Source organism: Achromobacter sp. ISS7, assembly GCF_056523125.1.
The window spans coordinates 3,693,757-3,714,784 of sequence record NZ_JAWRZD010000001.1; the positions used below are offsets into that span (position 1 = coordinate 3,693,757).

20 protein-coding genes are annotated in these 21,028 nt (G+C 69.1%); 13 read left to right on the forward strand and 7 right to left on the reverse strand.

Annotated features, from left to right (window positions below; genetic code table 11):
• Positions 1 to 6: 6 nt before the first annotated feature.
• From AC1HFW_RS16520 to AC1HFW_RS16535, 4 genes are all read right to left on the reverse strand, one after another.
• Positions 7 to 1,791, reverse strand: a complete 1,785-nt coding sequence (locus tag AC1HFW_RS16520; RefSeq protein ID WP_479284452.1) for a SulP family inorganic anion transporter — start codon at positions 1,789 to 1,791, stop codon at positions 7 to 9.
• Between the two features lie 37 nt (positions 1,792 to 1,828).
• Positions 1,829 to 2,701, reverse strand: coding sequence for a phosphonopyruvate hydrolase (locus AC1HFW_RS16525; protein WP_006390608.1), 873 nt, complete (start codon positions 2,699 to 2,701; stop codon positions 1,829 to 1,831).
• Positions 2,702 to 2,792: 91 nt separating this feature from the next.
• On the reverse strand, positions 2,793 to 3,341 hold the full coding sequence (locus tag AC1HFW_RS16530; protein WP_479284456.1) for a hemerythrin domain-containing protein: 549 nt from the start codon (positions 3,339 to 3,341) through the stop codon (positions 2,793 to 2,795).
• 16 nt (positions 3,342 to 3,357) lie between these two features.
• The gene (locus tag AC1HFW_RS16535; protein WP_116521226.1) at positions 3,358 to 4,515 is read right to left on the reverse strand and encodes a D-alanyl-D-alanine carboxypeptidase family protein; all 1,158 of its coding nucleotides are present in this window, start codon (positions 4,513 to 4,515) and stop codon (positions 3,358 to 3,360) included.
• A 374-nt stretch (positions 4,516 to 4,889) separates the two neighbouring features.
• Between AC1HFW_RS16535 and AC1HFW_RS16540 the strand changes: the two genes are divergently transcribed.
• The 10 genes from AC1HFW_RS16540 (at position 4,890) to AC1HFW_RS16585 (ending at position 14,946) form a co-directional block, all read left to right on the forward strand.
• Positions 4,890 to 5,348 (forward strand): HU family DNA-binding protein, encoded by a 459-nt coding sequence (locus tag AC1HFW_RS16540; RefSeq protein WP_035359312.1) that lies wholly within the window; start codon positions 4,890 to 4,892, stop codon positions 5,346 to 5,348.
• Between the two features lie 161 nt (positions 5,349 to 5,509).
• Positions 5,510 to 6,019, forward strand: coding sequence for a MarR family winged helix-turn-helix transcriptional regulator (locus tag AC1HFW_RS16545; protein WP_006390612.1), 510 nt, complete (start codon positions 5,510 to 5,512; stop codon positions 6,017 to 6,019).
• A 36-nt stretch (positions 6,020 to 6,055) separates the two neighbouring features.
• A complete protein-coding gene (locus AC1HFW_RS16550; RefSeq protein WP_006390613.1) occupies positions 6,056 to 7,270 on the forward strand; it encodes an MFS transporter in 1,215 nt (404 codons plus the stop codon).
• An 86-nt stretch (positions 7,271 to 7,356) separates the two neighbouring features.
• Positions 7,357 to 10,014 carry a leucine--tRNA ligase gene (gene leuS, locus AC1HFW_RS16555; protein WP_479284461.1) on the forward strand — a complete coding sequence of 886 codons (2,658 nt, stop codon included), beginning with the start codon at positions 7,357 to 7,359 and terminating at the stop codon, positions 10,012 to 10,014.
• 11 nt (positions 10,015 to 10,025) lie between these two features.
• The gene (locus AC1HFW_RS16560; RefSeq protein WP_479284466.1) at positions 10,026 to 10,688 is read left to right on the forward strand and encodes an LPS-assembly lipoprotein LptE; all 663 of its coding nucleotides are present in this window, start codon (positions 10,026 to 10,028) and stop codon (positions 10,686 to 10,688) included.
• A 3-nt stretch (positions 10,689 to 10,691) separates the two neighbouring features.
• Positions 10,692 to 11,750, forward strand: coding sequence for a DNA polymerase III subunit delta (gene holA, locus AC1HFW_RS16565; protein WP_061073720.1), 1,059 nt, complete (start codon positions 10,692 to 10,694; stop codon positions 11,748 to 11,750).
• A gap of 87 nt (positions 11,751 to 11,837) precedes the next feature.
• Positions 11,838 to 13,118: a glutamate-5-semialdehyde dehydrogenase gene (locus AC1HFW_RS16570; protein ID WP_479284470.1), complete on the forward strand. Its 1,281-nt coding sequence runs from the start codon at positions 11,838 to 11,840 to the stop codon at positions 13,116 to 13,118.
• Between the two features lie 56 nt (positions 13,119 to 13,174).
• Positions 13,175 to 13,555: a hypothetical protein gene (locus tag AC1HFW_RS16575; RefSeq protein ID WP_192579548.1), complete on the forward strand. Its 381-nt coding sequence runs from the start codon at positions 13,175 to 13,177 to the stop codon at positions 13,553 to 13,555.
• Positions 13,556 to 13,560: 5 nt separating this feature from the next.
• On the forward strand, positions 13,561 to 14,343 hold the full coding sequence (locus AC1HFW_RS16580; protein WP_479284473.1) for a 2-keto-4-pentenoate hydratase: 783 nt from the start codon (positions 13,561 to 13,563) through the stop codon (positions 14,341 to 14,343).
• 69 nt (positions 14,344 to 14,412) lie between these two features.
• The gene (locus AC1HFW_RS16585; RefSeq protein ID WP_479284477.1) at positions 14,413 to 14,946 is read left to right on the forward strand and encodes a GNAT family N-acetyltransferase; all 534 of its coding nucleotides are present in this window, start codon (positions 14,413 to 14,415) and stop codon (positions 14,944 to 14,946) included.
• Here the strand turns inward: AC1HFW_RS16585 and AC1HFW_RS16590 are convergent.
• Both AC1HFW_RS16590 and AC1HFW_RS16595 read right to left on the reverse strand, forming a co-directional pair.
• Positions 14,943 to 16,346, reverse strand: coding sequence for an amidase family protein (locus tag AC1HFW_RS16590; RefSeq protein ID WP_479284480.1), 1,404 nt, complete (start codon positions 16,344 to 16,346; stop codon positions 14,943 to 14,945). The two genes, AC1HFW_RS16585 and AC1HFW_RS16590, sit on opposite strands and share 4 nt — an antisense overlap.
• 117 nt (positions 16,347 to 16,463) lie before the next feature.
• Positions 16,464 to 17,330 carry a LysR family transcriptional regulator gene (locus AC1HFW_RS16595; protein ID WP_061073715.1) on the reverse strand — a complete coding sequence of 289 codons (867 nt, stop codon included), beginning with the start codon at positions 17,328 to 17,330 and terminating at the stop codon, positions 16,464 to 16,466.
• 147 nt (positions 17,331 to 17,477) lie between these two features.
• Here AC1HFW_RS16595 and AC1HFW_RS16600 point away from each other — a divergent pair, with 147 nt between their 5' ends.
• On the forward strand, positions 17,478 to 18,890 hold the full coding sequence (locus AC1HFW_RS16600) for an MFS transporter (protein ID WP_479284482.1): 1,413 nt from the start codon (positions 17,478 to 17,480) through the stop codon (positions 18,888 to 18,890).
• Between the two features lie 13 nt (positions 18,891 to 18,903).
• Here AC1HFW_RS16600 and AC1HFW_RS16605 read toward each other — a convergent pair whose 3' ends face one another.
• The gene (locus AC1HFW_RS16605) at positions 18,904 to 19,536 is read right to left on the reverse strand and encodes a cysteine peptidase family C39 domain-containing protein (protein ID WP_479284484.1); all 633 of its coding nucleotides are present in this window, start codon (positions 19,534 to 19,536) and stop codon (positions 18,904 to 18,906) included.
• 189 nt (positions 19,537 to 19,725) lie between these two features.
• Here AC1HFW_RS16605 and AC1HFW_RS16610 point away from each other — a divergent pair, with 189 nt between their 5' ends.
• Together AC1HFW_RS16610 and AC1HFW_RS16615 are read left to right on the forward strand one after the other, a co-directional pair.
• Positions 19,726 to 20,670: a 3-hydroxyacyl-CoA dehydrogenase NAD-binding domain-containing protein gene (locus AC1HFW_RS16610; RefSeq protein WP_479284486.1), complete on the forward strand. Its 945-nt coding sequence runs from the start codon at positions 19,726 to 19,728 to the stop codon at positions 20,668 to 20,670.
• A gap of 79 nt (positions 20,671 to 20,749) precedes the next feature.
• The gene (locus AC1HFW_RS16615) at positions 20,750 to 21,022 is read left to right on the forward strand and encodes a GNAT family N-acetyltransferase (protein ID WP_006390626.1); all 273 of its coding nucleotides are present in this window, start codon (positions 20,750 to 20,752) and stop codon (positions 21,020 to 21,022) included.
• Positions 21,023 to 21,028: the final 6 nt, after the last annotated feature.

A 21,028-nucleotide genomic window follows, 5' to 3' on the forward strand; every position in this document is an offset into this window, starting at 1 on the left:
ACCGGCTCAGTGGCCGGCCTGCGGGCTGTCCGGCTGGCATTCCCAGAACACCCTGGCCTGGCAACCGGCGCAGATGCTCCGGTCCAGCCGCGCGTAGATCGCGTGCAGCGCGGTCGCCTTGTCAGGGAACACGTGGTCCGCGCCCAGCCGCTCCAGGAAGCCGGTGCGGCGCCACATCGCCAGCACCTCGGGGCGCGGCCGGTGGAAATAGAGGTCGCCCCCCATGGCGCGGCGCGCCACCAGTTCGTCCTCCCAGACCTGCGCGCCGGCCAGGTCGATGAAATTCATGCTCTTGGCCATCACCAGCAGATGGCGCGGCGCATCCACGCCCGTGCGCAGTTCCTGCAGGCGCTGCGCCACGTGCGCGGCGGCGCCGAAATAGACCGATCCCTCCATGCGCAACAGCTTGAGCTGGGGGCATTCCGGCAATGCCTCGGGCTGCTGCGCCAGCACCACGAAACGGCGGTCCAGCCCGCGCGAATCGAAGCCCATGGTGCGCATCGCCGGCCGCGAGGTGCGATGCAGGTACGCCATCAGCGACAGCACCGTGCCCAGCAGGATCGCTACCTCCATGCGGATGGTCACGGTGGCCGCCAGCGTGGCCGCGGCGATCGCGCTTTCACCCGGTTGGGTACGGATCAGCAGGCGCCAGCGCGGAACGTCCAGCAGGGTCCAGGCCACCAGCAGCAACAGGCCCGCGATGGCCGCGTGCGGAATCCGCGCCAGCAGGGGACCGCTCAGCGCCACCAGCGCCATCAGCAGCAATGCCGAGAACACCGCGGCCAGCGGCGTCTTCGCGCCCGCCTCGTAGTTGGGAATGGAACGGTTGAGCGAGCCGCAGGACAGATAACAGGAAAAGAAGCCGCCGACCACGTTGGACAGGCCCTGCCCGACGAATTCACGATTGGCGTCGATGCGCTGGCCCGACCGCGTCGCCACCGCCTTGGCGATGGAAATCGATTGCGCCAGCGCCACGATGGTCAATGCGAACGCCAGGCTCAGCAGATCCGGCAAGGCGCGCCAGTCGATGCTGGGCACGTGGAAAGGCGGCCACGGCTGCGCCAGGTCGCCCAGGAGCGGCACCGGCGCGGCGCCGAAGCGCGGCGCCAGCGCATTGAACGCCGCCGCGGCCAGCGCCCCCGCCACCAGCCCGGCCAGCATGTAGGGCTTGCGCTTGTCCAGTCGCCTGAGCAACAGGGCCGCGGCGATCGTCACGGCCGTCACCAGCAGCGCGCCCGCCTGCAGCCGGTCCCAATGGCCCGCCAGGCTGGCCAGCAACGCGCCGGCGCCATGCGAATCCGGCGCCGGCAGGCCCAGCGCATCCTTGAGCGCATGCACCGCGATCAGCAGGGCCGCGCCGCTGGTGAAGCCGAACAGCGCCGACGGCGAAATGAAGTGCGCCAGCGAGCCCAGCCGCAGCGCGCCCACCAGCCATTGCATCAGCCCGACCAGCACCGTCACCGCCAGCGCCAGCTCGATGTAGCCCGGGCTGCCCGCCACCGCCAGCGGCGTCAGCACCGCGAACAGCGCCAGCGAATTGGCATTGGTGGGGCCGGACATGACATGGCGGCTGGAGCCGAACAACGCCGCCACGATACAGGGCACGATGGCCGAATACAGGCCGTATTGCGCCGGCAGCCCCGCCAGCGTGGCGAAGGCCACGCCCTGCGGCAGCACCAGCAGGGCGCCGAGCAGCCCGGCCGCCAGGTCCGCGCGCAGGGTCGCGGGGCCGACTTCCGGCACCCAATCGCCAAATACGCGCGCCAACCACGCTTTGCTTCCCGCCGCCATCGATCCCCTGCCCCGTTTTTTTTGTATTCCCGCGCGCTCAGCGCAGGAACCTGCGTTCCAGCTCGCGCATGTCCGCGTCGCCCTGCAGGCCGATGATATCGCGCACCGTCGGCAGGCCGGCATCGACGGCATGGATGCCGCCATCCTCGCGGATGCGGGCGAAGACCTCGCGCATCGCGCCCACGGCCGCGCGGATCGCGTGGTTGCCGTAGATCACAAGCCCCACCTTGCCGAGCGCCTGGATGTCGCGCTCGCGCAGTTGCGGGTACGCGGTGGGCACCAGCACCAGCGGCACGCCGCCGGACCAGGCCGCGATGAAGGCCAGCACCTCGTCGGGCGTGGCCTGCTTGGAATGGATCAGGATGGCATCGGCGCCGGCCGCTTCATAGGCCGCGGCGCGCGCCAGGGCCTCGGCCTGGCCGAGCCCGGCGATCAGCGCTTCGGTGCGCGCGATGACGCAGAAATCCGGATCGCGGCGGGCGGCGCAGGCCGCTTCGATCTTGCCCTGGAATTCCTCGACGCGCACCAGTTCCTGGCGGCCATCGGTGCGCAGGCTGGTGTCCTTGGGAAAGGTCTTGTCTTCCATCACGACCGCCGACACGCCCGCGGCCTCGTATTGCGGCACGACGTAGGAAACATTGATGGCGTTGCCAAAGCCGGTGTCGATGTCGGCGATGACCGGCACGTCGACCGTGGCGGCGATGGCGCGCATCATGTCCAGGTGCAGGCCGGCCGACAGGATGTTGGCGTCCGGCACCGCGTAGCTGGCCGACAATTCGAAGCCGCTGCCCCAGATCGCGTCGAACCCGGCGTCCGCCGCCAGCCGGGCGGACAGCGGGTTGTGCGCCGACATGGCGTGCATCAGGGCGGGATCCTGCAGTTTCCGGCGAAAGCGTGCGTTGCGGTGCATGGCGTGGCGGTTCGAGATCCGGCGCGGATTGCCCCGGCTGCGACCATTTAACACTAAAAACGGCGGGCGCCCGCCGGGCGCGCGACGAGGTTCAGCCCGCCTCGCCGCCGCGCCGCGCCTTCATCGCCCGGCTGATCGCGGCCAGCGCGTCATCGCCGATCAGGCGCGCGGCCAGCGGCAGCAGTTCGTCCTCTTCCCGCTGGATATGCGCCGCATAGGCCGCCGCGAACGCCTCCACCTGCGCCGGCGGCAACGCCGCGGGACGGCCCGCCGCGATCTCGTCGAGGATCCGCCGCAGCGGCGCCCACAAGGCCGCCAGCCGCGCGTGATCGGCGATCAGCCCGTCGACCAGCGCATGCAGGCAGACGGCGTCGGAACCGGCCATGGACTCGATCAGGGCCGGAAACAGGTCCTCTTCCTCGTCCTCGTGGTGGTGGATCGCGGCCGTCTGGAAATAACGCGCGACGCCCGCGGCCGCGACCTGGGCCGCGTCGTCGCTGCCATGCATCGGCAGATGCGCGGCCAGGCGCCGCAAGGTGGCGCATTGCCGCGCAATGCGCCCATGACAGGCTGACAGCAGCCCGAGGGGATCATCGGTGGTCGGCGCCGCGGCCGGCCCACCCGGAAAACTCACCGCCATGTCCCCTCCCGTCGGATCAAGAATGCCCGCGCCACCACAAGCGGATGGAATCCCAGGCGCGGCCGGCGAATCCGGCCTCGGCCACCGGCTCCAGCGCCACCACCGGGAACTGCATGGCGGGCTTGCCGTCGACCATCACGCGCAGCGAGCCGACCGTGGCCTGGGCCGCGATCGGCGCCACCAGCGGATCCTGCGGCGTCCAGACCGGCTCGACCTTGGCGCCGGCCGGCACCGTGACATAGGCGTCGCGCGCGAAACCCGCCTTGAGCGTGTCGGCCTGGCCCTTCCAGACCTCGGGCGTGGCCACCGCCTGGCCCTTTGCATATAACTTGATGGTATTGAACCCCTGGAAGCCCCATTCCAGCAACTCGCGGCTTTCCTGGGTGCGCAGCTTGTCCGAGGCCGTGCCGACCACCACCGTGATCAGGCGCCGCTGGTCGCGGCCGTTGGGCCGGTGCGCGGTCGCCACGATGCAGTAGCCCGCCGCGTCGGTATGGCCGGTCTTCAGGCCGTCGACGCTGGGATCGAGCCACAGCAGCCGGTTGCGGTTGGGTTGCGTGATGTTGTTGTAGGTGAAGGTCTTGGCCGAATCGTAGGTCTTGTACAGCTCGGGGTAATCGCGGATGAAGCGCGTGGCCAGGATCGACAGGTCGCTGACCGTGGAATACGTGCCCGGATCCGGCAACCCGTGGGGACTGGCGAAGTGCGTGCCATGCAGGCCCAGTTGCACGGCGGTGTCGTTCATGCGCGCCACGAACGCCTCGACGCTGCCCGACACCGCTTCGGCCAGCGCGATGGCCGCGTCATTGCCGGACTGGATCATCAGGCCGCGCAGCAACTGGTCCACCGACACCCTGGAGCCCGGCTCCAGGAACATCTTGGAACTGCCGGGCGGCACTTTCCAGGCGCGCGTCGAGATGGTCACCTTCTGGTCCGGCGACAGCTCTTTGTTGTGGATGGCGCTGAACACCACGTACGCCGTCATGATCTTGGTCAGCGAGGCCGGCTCGATCCGGGCGGTGGCCGCGTGCGAGGCGATCACCTGGCCGCTGGTCTCGTCCAGCAGCAACCAGGCCTTGGCGGACAGGTCGGGCTGGGGCATCGATTGCGCCAGGGCGCCTGACATGCATGCGGTTGCAACGAGCAGGCTCGCCGCCAACTTCTTCATCAACATAGGGTGCTTCACTTCCATGCGGGGTAAGGATGGCGCGCCGGCAATGCGGGCAGGCGGCAACCGGCCGCCCACGCGCACCGCCAACGCGCGGCGCGAAGCATTGGAACACGCCGGCCGCGGATGGTTCAAAACCCCATTGCAGAAGCACTTTGCGCGATGCACGCGGCATTGAAAAAATCGCAGTGAATGTCACTGCATTTTGCAGAACCCCTTGTAGAAGGGGTTTTTCTGCCTTGAAAACAACAAAGATTGCGCGAAAGGCCTTGCGAAAGCGGCTACAACCGCCACTCTTCCGCTATCATCGGGCGCGTAGCGTTAAACGCCGATACCCGGCGCGCGCGCTGCCCCATGTCCTCAACATACGGATTTTGACCATGGCCACGAAAGCTAAAGCTCCTGCCAAGAAAGTCACCAAGCCCGCCGCCAAGGCGCCCGCAAAGAAGGCTACCGCCGCCAAACCCGCTGTGAAGCCGGCAGCCAAGAAGGTCGTTGCCGCCAAGAAGGTCGCTGCCGCCCCCAAGGCTATCAAGGCTGCTCTGAACAAGACCCAGCTGGTCGCCTACATCGTCGAGCAGTCCGGCGTTGAAGCCAAGTCGGTCAAGGCCGTCCTGGCCAGCCTGGAAACCTCGGTGCTGAGCTCCGTGGACAAGAAGGGCGCTGGCGAATTCACGCTGCCCGGCCTGTTCAAGGTTGCCGTGCAGAAGGTTCCCGCCAAGGCCAAGCGCTTCGGCAAGGATCCGTTCACCGGCGAAGAACGCTGGTTCCCCGCCAAGCCGGCTTCGGTCAAGGTGAAGGTTCGCCCGCTCAAGAAGCTGAAGGACGCCGCGCAGTAATTCCGCACGGTTATCCGGTCAAGCCGGAAAGGGCCTGCCCCGCAAGGGGCGGGCCCTTTCTTTTTTGCGCGCCCGCGCCTGCCGGCTGGCGCGCCTTGCATGATCCGTGGCCGGCCTGCTAGAATTTATCTTCACGTAAAGATACTTTATATAAAAACATCATGAACGATCTGGTCGACCTGGTGCTGTCGCAATGGGAGCAGGAATGCCCCAACCTGGACATCTCGCCCATGAGCGTCCTGAGCCGCGTGTTCCGCTTCCACGCCTTCGCCGCGCGTGACGTGGGCCAGGCGTTCAAGCGCTACCACCTGCACCAGGGCGAATTCGACGTGCTCGCGACGCTGTACCGCACCGGCGCGCCGTACGCCATGAATCCGCAGAAACTGGTCGCGGCGCTGCTGCTGACCTCGGGCGCCATGACCAACCGGCTGGACCGCCTGGAACAGGCCGGCCTGCTGGCGCGCACGCCCAACCCCGACGACCGCCGCGGCGTCATCGTGGCGCTGACCGCCGAAGGCCTGCGCGTCATCAAGCAGGTGCTCAAGGATTACCTGCGCGAACTGGAAACGCTGCTCGCCCCCCTGAACGCCACCGAACGCCGCCAGATGGCCGGCCTGCTGAAGAAACTGCTGATCCCGCATGACCAGGAAACGCCCGGCGGCATCGCCTGAGCTCTCCTTTCCCTACACGCCAACGCCCCGCCTCACATGAACGCCGCTCCCGCCCAACCCGCCCCGCTCACCGCGCCCGTCATCCTGCTGATGTCCGTCGCCACCGGCCTGGCGGTCGCCAGCAACTATTACGCGCAGCCGCTGCTGCACACCATCAGCCAGCAATTCACGCTGTCCAACGCCACCGCCGGCAGCATCGTCATGATCGCGCAGCTGAGCTACGCGCTCGGCCTGATCCTGCTGGTGCCGCTGGGCGACCTGTTCGAGCGCCGCGGCCTGATCGTGCTGATGACCCTGCTGTCCTCCGGCGGCCTGCTGGTGTCGGCCTTCGCCCCCAATATCCAGATGCTGATGCTCGGCACCGCCGTGACCGGCATGCTGTCGGTGGTGGCGCAGGTGCTGGTGCCGTTCGCGGCCACCCTGGCGGCGCCGCATGAGCGCGGCAAGGCGGTCGGCACCGTCATGAGCGGCCTGCTGCTGGGCATCCTGCTGGCCCGCACCGCGGCTGGCGTGCTGGCCGACCTGGGCAGCTGGCGCACCGTCTACTGGGTCGCCGCGATCCTGATGCTGGCCATGTCCGCCGCGCTCTGGAAGGTGCTGCCGCGCCACAAGAGCCACGCCGCCATGAGCTATCCGCGCCTGCTCGGTTCGATCTTCCGCCTGTTCGCCGAGGAACCGCTGCTGCGCGGCCGTTCGCTGCTGGGCGGCCTGCTGTTCGCCGCCTTCAGCATGCTGTGGACGCCGCTGACGTTCCTGCTGTCGGGCCCGGACTATGGTTTCAACAACACCACCATCGGGCTGTTCGGGCTGGCCGGCGCGGCCGGCGCCTATGCCGCCAACCGCTTCGGCCGCCTGGCCGACCGCGGCCTGGGCAACCAGGCCACCCGCATCGGCCTGCTGCTGCTGCTGGCCTCCTGGGGGCTGATGGCCTTCGGCCAGGCCTCGGTCATCGCGCTGCTGGTCGGCATCCTGATCCAGGACCTGGCGATCCAGGGCGTCCATGTCACCAATACCAGCTCGCTGTACCGCACCCGGCCCGAGGCCCGCAGCCGCCTGACGGCCGGTTACATGACCAGCTACTTCATCGGCGGGGCGACCGGATCGCTGGTATCGTCCTGGCTTTACTCCCATTACGGCTGGCCCGGCGTGGTCACCGCGGGCGCGGTTCTGGGGGCCATGACCCTGGCTTACGGCATGCTGGGGGCCAGTGCCCGCATCCCGGAAATCGCCCCGTCCCCTATCCGCGCCTAGCACCTCCTATAATCAGGGGTTTTGGCCGCCCCCGCGCCTGGCGCGCGGGGGCGGTTCACCCATTTTTCGCCATCGCGCACGAGCCCATGCAGGAACGTTACCTCCCCACTACCGTCGAAGCGGCCGCCCACCAAGACTGGCAGGCCCGCGACGCCTATCTGGTCCATGAACACGCGAAGAACCCGGACGGCTCCGAGAAGCCAAAGTTCTACGCCTGCTCGATGCTGCCGTATCCCAGCGGCAAGCTGCACATGGGCCACGTGCGCAACTACACCATCAACGACATGATGGCGCGCCAGCTGCGCATGCGGGGCTACAACGTGCTGATGCCGATGGGCTGGGACGCCTTCGGCATGCCGGCCGAGAACGCCGCCATCAAGTCCAAGGTGCCGCCGGCCAAGTGGACCTACGACAACATCGCTTATATGAAGAAGCAGATGAAGGCGATGGGCCTGGCGATCGACTGGTCGCGCGAAATGTGCGCCTGCGACCCCGAGTACTACAAGTGGAACCAGTGGCTGTTCCTGAAGATGCTCGAAAAGGGCGTCGCCTACCGCAAGACCCAGGTCGTGAACTGGGACCCGGTCGACCAGACCGTGCTGGCCAACGAACAGGTCATCGACGGCCGTGGCTGGCGCTCGGGCGCCCCGGTCGAAAAGCGCGAGATCCCCGGCTACTACCTGCGCATCACCGATTACGCCGACGAACTGCTGGGCGCGGTGCAGAACGATCTGCCCGGCTGGCCCGAGCGCGTGCGCCTGATGCAGGAAAACTGGATCGGCAAGTCCGAGGGCCTGCGCTTCGCCTTCCCGCACCAGATCGCCGGCCAGGACGGCCAGCTGATCCAGGACGGCAAGCTGTACGTCTTCACCACCCGCGCCGACACCATCATGGGCGTGACCTTCTGCGCCGTGGCGCCGGAACACCCCCTGGCCACCCACGCCGCGCAGTCGAACCCGGCGCTGGCCGCCTTCATCGAACAGTGCAAGCTGGACGGCACCACCGAGGCCGAACTGGCCACGCGCGAAAAGGAAGGCCTGCCCACCGGCCTGTTCGTGACGCACCCGGTCACCGGCGACCAGGTCGAGGTCTGGGTCGGCAACTACGTGCTCATGACCTACGGCGACGGCGCCGTGATGGGCGTGCCCGCCCACGACGAACGCGACTTCGCCTTCGCCAAGAAATATGACCTGCCGATCCGCCAGGTCGTGGACGTGGCCGGCAAGGCCTATTCCACCGACGCCTGGCAGGAATGGTACGGCGACAAGCAGAGCGGCCGCACCATCCATTCCGGCAAGTACGACGGCCTGTCCCACAAGGAAGCCGTGGACGCCATCGCCGCCGACCTGGGCGCGCAAGGCCTGGGCGAGAAGCAGACCACCTGGCGCCTGCGCGACTGGGGCATCTCGCGCCAGCGCTACTGGGGCACCCCGATCCCGATCATCCACTGCCCGGACTGCGGCCCGGTGCCGGTCCCCGAAAAGGACCTGCCGGTGGTGCTGCCGGCCGACCTGATCCCGGACGGCAGCGGCAATCCGCTGGCCAAGAACGAAGCCTTCCTGTCGTGCGCCTGCCCCAGCTGCGGCAAGCCGGCGCGCCGCGAGACGGACACGATGGACACCTTCGTGGACTCGTCCTGGTACTTCATGCGCTACACCTCGCCGGGCAACAACAACGCCATGGTCGACGCGCGCAATGACTACTGGATGCCGATGGACCAATACATCGGCGGCATCGAACACGCGGTCCTGCACCTGCTGTACGCGCGCTTCTGGACCAAGGTCATGCGCGACATGGGCCTGCTCAATTTCGACGAGCCCTTCACCAAGCTGCTGTGCCAGGGCATGGTGCTGAACCACATCTACTCGCGCAAGAACGCCCAGGGCGGCATCGAGTATTTCTGGCCTGAGGAAGTCGAGAACGTCTACGACGCGCGCGGCGCCATCACCGGCGCCAAGCTCAAGTCCGACGGTTCCGACGTGACCTACGGCGGCGTGGGCACGATGTCCAAGTCCAAGAACAACGGCGTCGATCCGCAATCGCTGATCGACACGCTGGGCGCCGACACGGCCCGCCTGTTCGTCATGTTCGCCAGCCCGCCCGAGCAGACGCTCGAGTGGTCCGACTCCGGCGTCGAAGGCTCGAACCGCTTCCTGCGCCGCCTGTGGTCCATCAGCTACGCGCAGCGCGACACCGTCGCCCGCGGCCTGGCCGCCGGCGCCGACTGGACCGACGCGCCCGCCGCCGTCAAGGATCTGCGCCGCGAGGTCTACAACCTGCTCAAGCAGGCCGACTACGACTACCAGCGCATCCAGTACAACACCGTCGTGTCCGCGTGCATGAAGATGCTCAACGCCATCGACGACGCCAAGCTGCCGGAAGGCGCGCACGCCGATGCCGCCTACGCCGAAACGCTGGGCGTGCTGCTGCGCGTGCTGTACCCGGTGGTGCCGCACGTCACCTGGCACCTGTGGCGCGATCTCGGCTACTCGAACGAGCTGGGCGACCTGCTCGACGCGCCGTGGCCGCACGTCGACGAGGCCGCGCTGGTGGCGGACGAAATCGAACTGATGCTACAGGTCAACGGCAAGCTGCGCGGCTCGATCCGCGTCGCCGCCAAGGCCGCCAAGGAAGACATCGAGAAACTCGCCGCCGCCCAGGACGAAGTCGCCCGCTACCTGGAAGGCCGCCCGCCCAAGCGGGTCATCGTGGTTCCGGGCAAACTGGTCAACGTCGTAGGCTGATGAGGTCAAGCATGTACTTCGCCGGGCAACAAACGCACTCCCCCCGCCAATCCTGGCTGCTGCGCGGCGCCTGCCTGGCGCTGTTCATGCTGATCTCCGCTTGCGGTTTCACACTGCGCGGCGTCACGCCGCTGCCGTTCGATACGCTGTATATCGGTATCCCGGACAACACCCAGTTCGGCGCCGACGTGCGCCGTGCACTGCGGGCCGCGTCCCCCAATACCAAGCTCGTTACGGCGCCGAAGGAAGCGCAGGCCATCCTGCAGCAGGTCGGCAATGACCGTACCCTGCGCGAGGTATCGCTGAACGCCCAGGGCCGTGTCGAGGAATACGAACTGGGCATCAACTACACCTTCCGCCTGATCGACGCCAAGGGCCGTGCCCTGATCCCGGATACGACCCTGTCGATCTACCGCGAAATGCCGTACGACGACCAGATCGTCCAGGCCAAGCAAGGCCAGATCGAGACGCTCTACATCGCCATGCAACGCGACCTGGTCTCGCGTCTGCTGCGCCGCATGACCGCGCCAGACGTGCGCAAGGCGTTCGAGAACCGCGAACAGCTTGGCGAAGACGGCGAAACCCCGCTGTACGATCCGACCGCGCCGATGCCGCGCAGCACCCCGGCACCGTGGCAGACCCCGTCCACCACCGACCCGGCCAACCTGCGCTGACCGATGGCACAAGTCCTGGACGCGGATCGCCTGGCCGACCACCTGCAGCGGGCGGGCAACCGTCTCGCGCCGCTGTATACGGTGTCCGGCGACGAGCCTCTCCTGGTGACCGAGGCGGTCGACGCGCTGCGCGCCGCCGGACGCGCGGCGGGCTACACCGAGCGCCTGTCGATGGTGATGGATGCGCGCAGCGACTGGAGCGCGGTGATCGCCGCCACCCAGAGCGTGTCGCTGTTCGGCGACCGCCGCATCCTCGAGCTCAAGATTCCCACCGGCAAGCCCGGCAAGCCCGGCGCCGATACGCTGGCGCGCCTGGCTGAGCAGGCGGAAAAGCAGGCCGACAACCCCGACACGCTGATCCTGGTATCGCTGCCGCGCCTGGACAAGGCCACCCGTGAAGGCCGCTGGGTGCAGGCCCTGGCGCGCGGCGGCATGATGGTCGACATCGCCAGCGTCGAACGCGGCCGCCTGCCCGCCTGGGTCGGCCAGCGCCTGGCGCGGCAGAACCAGCGCGCCGACAACGCCACCCTGCAATGGATGGCCGACAAGGTCGAAGGCAACCTGCTGGCCGCACACCAGGAAATCCAGAAACTGGGCCTGCTCTATCCCGAAGGCCAGCTGGCGGCCGAGGACGTCGAGCGCGCCGTGCTCAACGTCGCCCGCTACGACGTGTTCGGCCTGCGCGACGCCATGCTGGCCGGCGACATCGCCCGCACCATCCGCATGATCGACGGCCTGCGCGCCGAGGGCGAAGCCCTGCCGCTGGTGCTGTGGGCGGTGGGCGAGGAAATCCGCCTGCTGGCGCGCGTGGCCGAGGCCCGCAGCCTGGGGCAGGATGCCAACGGCCTGATGCGCCGGCTGCGCATTTTCGGCGCGCACGAACGCCTCGCGTTGCAGGCGCTGGGCCGGGTCCGCCCCGACGTCTGGCCCGCCGCGGTGCAGCATGCGCACGAAGTGGACCGCCTCATCAAGGGGCTGTCCGTCCCGGGCCGGCTATCCGACCCCTGGGAAGAAATGACCCGCCTGGCCCTGCGCGTCGCCGCCGCCGGCAACCGACCGTGAAGGCGGCACCGGCCGCCTCCTGATCCTCCCGGCCCCGGCCGGATAAACTACCCCCATCGCAAGCGGCGCCCTGGCCGCCCCCTCACCATGATCGACGCCGCCATGTCCTCGTCCTCCATCGAACAAGCCATGCTGACCCTGGGCGACAACGCGCGCCGGGCTTCGCGCGCCATGATGCGCGCCAACAGCGCCGCCAAGAACCAGGCCCTGCTGGCCATGGCCGACGCGCTCGCCGCCAACCAGGCCGAGCTGCTCGCCGCCAATGCCAAGGACGTCGCCGCCGCCCGCGCCAACGGCCTGGAGCCGGCCCTGCTCGACCGCCTGACCCTGTCGGAAAAGACGCTGGCGCACATGGCCGAGGGCCTGCGCCAGATCGCCGCCCTGCCCGACCCGATCGGCAGCGTCACGGCCACCAGCGTGCGCCCCAATGGCATGCGCGTGGCGCAGATGCGCGTGCCGCTCGGCGTCATCGGCATCATTTACGAATCGCGCCCCAACGTCACCATCGACGCGGCGGCGCTGTGCCTGAAGTCCGGCAACGCCGCCATCCTGCGCGGCGGCAGCGAAGCCCTGTACTCCAACGTGGCGCTGGGCCGCATCGTCCAGCAGGGCCTGGCGGCCGCCGGCCTGCCGCAAGACGCGGTACAGGTCGTCGCCACGGCCGACCGCGCCGCGGTCGGCAAGCTCATCACCATGACCGAGCACATCGACGTCATCGTGCCGCGCGGCGGCAAGGGCCTGATCGCGCGCCTGGCGCAGGAAGCCCGCGTGCCGCTCATCAAGCACCTGGACGGCAACTGCCACATCTACATCGACGCCGCCGCCGATCCGGACAAGGCCCACGCCATCGCCTTCAATGCCAAGACCTACCGCTACGGCATCTGCGGCGCCATGGAAACGCTGCTGGTGGACGCCGTGGCGGCCGTCTCGATCCTGCCGCGCCTGGCGGCCGCGCTGACCGAACACGGCGTCGAACTGCGCGGCTGCCCGCGCACGCTGGCGCTGCTGCCGCACGCCAAGCCGGCCACCGAGGAAGACTGGGGCACCGAATACCTCGGCCCGATCCTGGCGATCCGCATCGTCGACTCGCTCGACGACGCCATCGAGCACATCGCCCGCTGGGGTTCCGGCCACACCGACGCGATCGTCACCGAAGACCTGTCGTCGGCCCAGCGCTTCCAGCGCGAAGTCGATTCCAGCTCGGTCTACGTCAACCTGCCGACCTGCTTCGCGGACGGCTTCGAATACGGCCTGGGCGCTGAAATCGGCATCTCCACCAACCGCCTGCACGCCCGCGGCCCGGTCGGCCTGGAAGGCCTGACCACGCTCAAGTGGGTGCTGACCGGTGAAGGCCAGACCCGCGGCTGACCGCCCTTTCCTACAACCTTCTGTTCGCGGCCGCGCCGCGCGTTACCGGGATTTCCATGCATTCACCCGCCATGGCCATGGCCTTCAGCCTCTTCGTGCTGTGCTTCATCACCTGCTCGCTGAGCGGCCTGGTGCTGTTCTTCGTCAAGAGCAAGCAGATCAACGCCACGCTCAAGCACCCCTATCTGCAGCACCGCCCCTTCGAACAGTATCCGCTGGCGATCAAGGCCGCCATCATGCTGGATTATTTCTTCCGCCTGATGTTCCCCGGCACCCGTTTCTGGCTCATCGGCAACGCCAATGACCTGCTGGGCCACGTCGATCCCAAGAAGACGCCGCTGGCCCTGAAATGGCCGATCGTCGGTTTCTGGGGCTCCTGCTGGCTGGGCCTGATCGCCATGATCGTGCTGTGGACCCTGCTGTTCCTGGGAGCCTGACGCGCATGCAGATCCAGATCGAAGACTATCCCGGCTGCGTCGACGCGGCCCGCACGCTGATCGCGGCCCGTGATTCGGGCGTGGCCGGTCCGCGCCTGCCCGCGGCCTGCCGCCCGCAGACGCTGGGCCAGGCGTTCGCCGTCCAGCAATGCACCGCCCGGCTGTTGCGCGAGACCCGCCGCGACGGCATCGGCGCCTGGAAGAGTGCGCTGCCGTCGCCCGAAAAGACCGTGGTCGCGCCGATCTACGCCTCGACCGTGGCGCTGGCCGGCACGCTGGAGACGCCCGCGCCCCTGGTCCGCGTCGAGCCCGAGATCGCCTTCGAGCTGGCGCACGACCTGCCCGCGCGCGACGAACCGTACAGCCACGCCGAGATCGACGCCGCCATCGCCGGCGCGCGGCTGGCGCTGGAAGTGCTGGGTTGCCGCTACGCCGCGCCCGAGCACGCCAGCCTGCCCGAGCTGCTGGCCGACCACATGTTCAATGCCGGCCTGGTGCTGGGGCCTCGCATCGCTTCGCCGGACGCCGCCCCCGCCAGCATGGCCATCACGCTGTCGGTCGACGGCGCCGAGGTCGAGCAGCACGCCGGCATCCATCCCAACGGCCACGCCAAGGCCGGGCTGTATTGGCTTGCCAATTTCCTGCGCGAGCAGGGCCAGGGCCTGACCGCCGGCCAGCACGTCATCACCGGTTCGTACGCCGGCTACCTGGATGTGCCCGCCAACCGCGACGTCGAACTCGCCTACGGCGATCTCGGCGTCCTGAAGGTGCGTTTCAGCTTCCGCTGAACCGCGTCTTGAAGCCCCGCGCCCGCGCCGGTTAAGCTGGGGGCCGTCCACCGCCACGGCCCCCTTTCCATGCTGACCCTGCGCCCCTTCTCGACCTCGGATTACCCCCTGCTCGCCAGCTGGTTCACCAGCCTGCCGGAGGTCGTGCAATGGGGCGGCTCGCATGTGTCGTATCCGCTGACCGCGGCCGACATGGACGCCATGCTGCGCGAAGGCCAGTCGCAACCGCCCTCGCGGCGCTGCTGGATGGCCTGCAACGACGACACGCCGGTGGGCCACGCCCAACTGGCCTACGACTGGCGCGACGGCAACGCCCGCCTGGGCCGTGTCGCCATCGCCCCCGACGCGCGCGGCCAGGGCCTGGCGCGGCCGATGGTGGCGCTGATGATCGACGAGGCCTTCCGCACGCCCGGCATCGAGCGCCTGGAGCTGAACGTCTACATGTTCAATACGCCCGCGATCCGCACCTACCAGGCGCTGGGCTTCACGCTCGAAGGCGTGCGCCGCTCCTCCACCCGCGCCGGCGAGGCGCGCTGGGATACCGGCATGATGGGGCTGTTGCGATCCGAATGGCGGCCAAGAACCGGACCGCGCCGCGCCTAACGCGCGACCGGCTCCGCGATCTCGACCGCGGGCCCGGCCGCTTCGATCACCTCGCCGGCCGCCAGGCACAGGTCTTCACGATAGCGCCCAGCCACGACCTGCACGCCAACGGGGCTGCCGCCCGCGCTGCCCATCGCCACCGTCAGTCCCGGCAGGCCCATGAAGGGCAGCCCGATCTGGGTCATCTGCGCGCGCCACACGCGGCGGTAGTCGGCCTCGCCCCGCAGGTCCAGGTTGTCCTCGAACGGCAGTTCCGCCGACACCGGCAACAGCAGCACCGGATAGTCCGCCAGGAACAGTTCCCACAGGCGCGTCAGCGTGGCTCGGCGCGTCAGCACCGCCGAGAATTTCGCCAGGTCCATGCCAGCGACATGCTCGCGCTGGCCTTCCAGCGCCGCCAGCGCGCCGCGGTCGCCCTCTTTGCGCGCGGCCTCGACCATGCCCTCGTAGCCATCGGCCATCCACATGCGAATCTGCAGGTCGGCGGCTTCGCGCAACGGCGGCAGGGTATCCACCGTATCCACCGACCAGCCGGCCTCGCTCAGGCGCCGGGCGGCATCCTGCAAGGCCTTGACCACCGCGGGCTCGGTTTCCATTCCGTCCGGGTTCAGGCACAGCGCCGCGCGACGCGGCACGTCCGGGCCTTCCAATGGCGCGGGCACCCACCACGGATCGCGCGGATCGGGCGCGGCCATCGCCGCCAGGCCCAGCCGCAGGTCGGCGATGCTGCGGCCCAACGGCCCCGACACCGCCGTGATCTGGCCGCCGATGGTGCGCTCGGGCAAAGCCGCGTTGTAGGCCGGCACACGGCCCAGCGACGGCCGCAGTCCGTGCACGCCGCAGGCATAGGCGGGATAGCGGATGGAGCCCGCGATATCGGTGCCGTGCGCCAGATGGCCGATGCCGGCCGCCACCGCCGACGCCGCGCCGCCGGAAGACCCGCCCGGCGTCAGGGCCGGATTGCGCGGGTTCAACGTATCGCCGTGCAGCAGGTTGCCGGTGAACCAGCGCAACGAAAACGCCGGCGTGTTGGTGCGTCCGACGATCACCGCGCCGGCCTTGCGCAGGTTGGCCACCACCGGATTGTCGACGGTGGCGATCACGTCCTTCTGCAGCGTCACGCCGTTGGTGGTGGCGAAGCCCGCCTGGTCCACGTTCACCTTGACCGTCACCGGCACGCCCGCCAGCGCGCCGGGATCCTCGCCGCGCGCCAGCGCCGCGTCGACCTGCGCGGCCTGCGCCAGCGCGTCTTCGGCGCGATGGTCGACCACGGCGTTGATGCGGGGATTCACCGCCTCCAGACGCGCCAGCGCGCTTTGCGCGGCCTCGACCGCGGATACGTCGCGCCGGCGGATACGGGCGGCAAGTTCAACTGCGGACAAACGCCAAAGATCGGACACGCGGGACTCCTCGTTCAGGTCATGGAACACGACCGGCCAGCCTGACGCCGCCGGACGGTCAACCTTAGCGCCGCCGGCCCGCGGCCACAAGCCGCGGTTTGCCACGAGGCCCGCGCCTCAGCCCGCTTCGAACACCTCGACGATGGCGTCGGCCACCGCGCGCACCCGCGCCGTGCGGTTCAGGTCGCCGTGCATCACCAGCCACAGGTCATACGGTTCGCTGCGGTGGGGCCAGATGCGCACCAGGTCCGGACAGCGTTCGGCGATGTGGACCGACAGTTCACCGATGCCCAGCCCCGCCGCGACCGCCTCGATGATCATCAGCCCCGAATTCAATTCCATCGCAATGTGGCCATTGCCCGTCGGTTCACCGCAAAAGCTGTCCGACCAGCCCGGCAGTACCGACTGTTGATAGGTCACCAGCGTATGGCCGGCAAACGCGGTCCCCGGCCGCGGCTCACCTCGCGCCGCGATGTAGGACTTCGACGCGAACAGGCCAACCTCCCTGCGCGTCAGGTGGCGCGTGATCAGGTCGGGGTTGTCCGGCTTGACGTTGCGGATCGCCAGGTCGGCTTCGCGCCGAGTCAGATTGCTGAGCTGGATCGAGGTCGACAGCGCGATGCGGATATCGGGATGCTGCAGGTGCAGGCGGCGCACCGCCTCCATGATGAAGTGGCTCGCCACCGTCTCCGACGTCGCCACCCGCACCACGCCCGACAGCCGGTGGTCCAGCCCCTGCATCTGGCGCTGCAGCTGGTCGGCGGCCTGCTCCATGCGCTCGGCCGCGGCGAAGGCCTGCTCGCCCGCGGCCGTCGGCACATAGCCCGACGGCGTGCGCAGGAACAGGCGAGCGTCCAGCGAGGTTTCCAGCGCCGCCAGCCGGCGGCCGGCCGTGGCCTGGTCGATCTGCAACAGCGCCGCGGCGCCACGCAGGGTGCCGTTGCGGTAGATCGCCAGGAAAATGCGCGCGTTGTCCCAATCCATGGTGACGGATGCCTTCAAGAAACGATCAGAGCATAGAGCGATTGCGTGATGCAATTTTGCATCACTATAGAGCAGATTCTCCTATTTTTTGCATCACAGAAACGCCCTAAGCTGTGCGCCTCGGATAGTCCCCGGAAGTCCCCCCCCATGCGCACCGCCTGCTCCACCGCCCCTCTCCCGCCCGTCCCGGCGGATCCCGTCCCGCGTCCCGCCGCCACCGGCCTGCTGCCCCTGGTCACCCTGGCCATCGGCTTCGTCATGGCGATGCTGGACGTCACCGTCGTCAACGTCGCCCTGCCCAGCATCGCGCAGCAATTCACCGTGCCGCTCACCGACCTGGTCTGGATCGTCGACGGCTACACGCTGACCTTCGCCGCCCTGCTGCTGGTGGCCGGCGCCCTGGCCGACCGCTACGGCGCCAAGACCATCTACCTGGCCGGGCTGGGCGTCTTCACGCTGGCCTCGCTGCTTTGCGGCATCGCGCCCGGCGGCGACCTGCTGATCGCCGCCCGCATGCTGCAGGGATTGGGCGCGGCGCTGTTCATGCCGAGCTCGCTCAGCCTGCTGACCCATGCCTACGAAGACGAGCAGGTGCGCAACCGCATGCTGGCCGCCTGGTCGGCCATCGTGGCGGTGGCCGGCGCCGCCGGCCCGCTGCTGGGCGGCGTGCTGATCCACCAGTTCGGCTGGCGCGGCATCTTCCTCATCAACCTGCCGCTGGGCCTGGCCGGCCTGTGGCTGGCGCGGCGTCGCATCCAGGCCGCACCGCGCCGTCCGCGCGCGCTCAACCCGTTGAGCCACGTGCTCGGCGTGGTGGCGCTGTCCGCGCTGTGTTTCGCGCTGATCCAGGGCAACGCCTACGGCTGGTCGTCGGCGCCCATCCTGGGCGCGGTCGCCCTGTGCGCGGCGGCCACGCTGGCGCTGGTGCGCCGCGAGCGGCGCCATGCCGAGCCCATCCTGCCGCGCACGCTGTTCCAGACCCCGCAGTTCGCGGCGGCCAACGGCGTCGGTTTCCTGATCAACCTCGCGGCCTATGGCCAGCTATTCCTGCTGAGCCTGTTCCTGCAGCACGCGCGTGGCGCCGACGCCCTGCAGACCGGCATCCAGCTGGTGCCGATGCTGGCCGTGTTCTCGATCGGCAACCTGCTGTCGAGCCGCGTGTCGGCGCGCTGGAACGTCTCGGCCGCGTTGCTGGGCGGCATCTCCCTGGCCACCGCCATGAGCGCGGTCGGCCTGTTCGCCTTCGCGCCCGACATGCGCTACTGGCCGTTCGCGGTGATCGTGGCGCTGGCGAACCTGGGCGTCGGCATCGCGGTGCCCGCCATGACCAGCGTGGTGATGCAGGTCTCGGGCAAGCACCACGCCAACAGCGCGGCCGCCGCGCTGAACGCCAACCGCCAATCGGGCGCGCTGGTCGGCGTCGCGATCATGGGCACCATCCTGCACCTGCTGCCGGACTGGCACGCCAGCCTGCCCGCCGCCTACGCCATCATCACGGCGGGCTATCTCGGCGCCGCGGTGCTGGTGTGGCGCTATCTGCGCCGCGCCCGCAACGCCTGACGCGCCGGGCCCCTCAGGCCGCGCGCAGGATCGCGACGCCCCGCCCGGCGAACGCGCGCTCGAACGCCGCCATGGGCACACAGGCATCGGCCTGCGCGCCGGGTTCGCCGGAAGGATTGTGGAAGGTCACATGCGCCGGCGTGGCCCGCGTCACCAGCACCAGGTGCCCGCCCCTGGCCGGCGGCTCGCGCTCCGGCCAGCGGATCCACGGATGCACAGACGCCATGAAATAGGCCGCGCTGCCCATCAGCGCCGGCAACTCGTCCGCGCGCAGATCCACCCGCACTTGCGCCCGCAGCCCGAATTGCTCGGCCACGAAGCGCACGAACGGCGCGTAGATCATTCCCTTGATGTGCCCCTCGGCGTTCTCCGTGTAGGCGCCGTATGGCAGGCTGCGACGCGCCAGCTCCAGCGTCGGATGGACCTGCCCGGTCTCGGCGGCCAGCACCATCTTCAGGCAGGCCATGCCGCAGACATGGCTGGCCCAGCGCGCATATTCCTCGACGTCGCGCGCGCCCGACGCGCGCCACGCCGGGTCATCCTCGAGGCGCAGTTCCTGCCGGATGATCTCGCCCGCCCGATGCGCCGATTCCCATTGGCAGAAGTACGGCACCGCTCGCCCTTCGCCGGATCGCGACGACTCCATGAAACGCTCCAGTCAGCAGTGAAGATGCGCGCGGCCGGCCCACGCCGGGCCGCGCCGCGGAAAAACACGCCACGCAGCCGCCACGATGGCGCCGGGGCTGCGCTATCTTGCCCGCCGGCCCCGCGCGTGGCAACCCTGCCCGCTTTGCTTCACAATGGGCCTTCCCATCGACATCCTCCGGAGCGCCGCATGACCGATTCGTCCCCCCACCCCGCCATCCGCCGCGTCGCCATCGTCGGCGCCGGCACCATCGGCGCCAGCTGGGCCGCGTTGTTCCTGGCGCACGGACTCGACGTCGTGGTCTGCGATCCCGCCGCCGACGCCGAGCCGCTGACACGCGCGCGCGTCGCCGCCGCCTGGCCGGTGCTGGCCGAACTGGGCCGCGTCGCCGCCGGCGCGACGCCCGATACCCTGCGTTTCGAGCCCGACCTGGCCACCGCGCTGCAAGGCGTCGACTTCGTGCAGGAAAACGCGCCCGAGCGCGAAGACTTCAAGACCGAGCTGTTCGCCCGCATGGACGCGCTGCTCGCGCCCCATGCAATCGTCGCCTCCAGTTCGTCCGGACTCATCATGAGCCGGCTGCAGGCGCGTTGCCAGCACGCGGAGCGCTTCGTCATCGGCCACCCGTTCAATCCGCCGCACCTGATTCCGCTGGTGGAGGTGGTGGGTGGCAAGCAGACCTCCGACGCCACCATCGAGCGCTGCATCACCTTCTATCGCCAGCTGGGCAAGCACCCGATCCGCCTGAACAAGGAAGTGCCGGGTCACATCGCCAACCGCCTGCAGGCCGCCCTGTGGCGCGAAGCGATCCACCTGGCCGCCGACAACGTCGCCAGCGTGGCCGACATCGACGCCGCCGTGTCGCAAGGCCCCGGCCTGCGCTGGGCCCTGTTCGGCCCGCACATGACCTTCAACCTCGGCGGCGGCGCCGGCGGCCTGGCCAACTTCATGGACCACCTGCTGGGACCGGTGCAGACCTGGTGGGACGACCTGGGCTCGCCCGAGGTCACGCCCGAACTGCAACGCCGCCTGATCGACGGCGTCAACGCCGAGGCCGGCACGCGCAGCATCGCCGACCTGGTCGAAACGCGCGATGCGCAACTGACGGCGCTGCTGAAGATCCTGCAACGCTGACCCGGGCCGCCTGCCGCCGCTGGTATCCTATATCGACACCCTGCCACGCAGGCTCCCCACTCCCACGCAGGAAGGCCCCATGGTTTCCGTCATCCACGATACCGAGCACTCACGCTACACCGCCACCGTCGACGGCGTACTGTGCGTGCTCGACTACCATCTGCGCGACGGCGTGATGACCATCACCCATACCGGCGTGCCCAGCCAGGTCGGCGGCCGCGGCATCGCCGCCGAACTCACCCGCGTCGCGCTGGACTCGGCCCGCGCGCAGGGCTGGAAGGTACGGCCGCAGTGCTCCTACGCCGACGTCTACATGCGCCGCCATCCCGAATACAACGACCTGCTCGCCTGATTCACC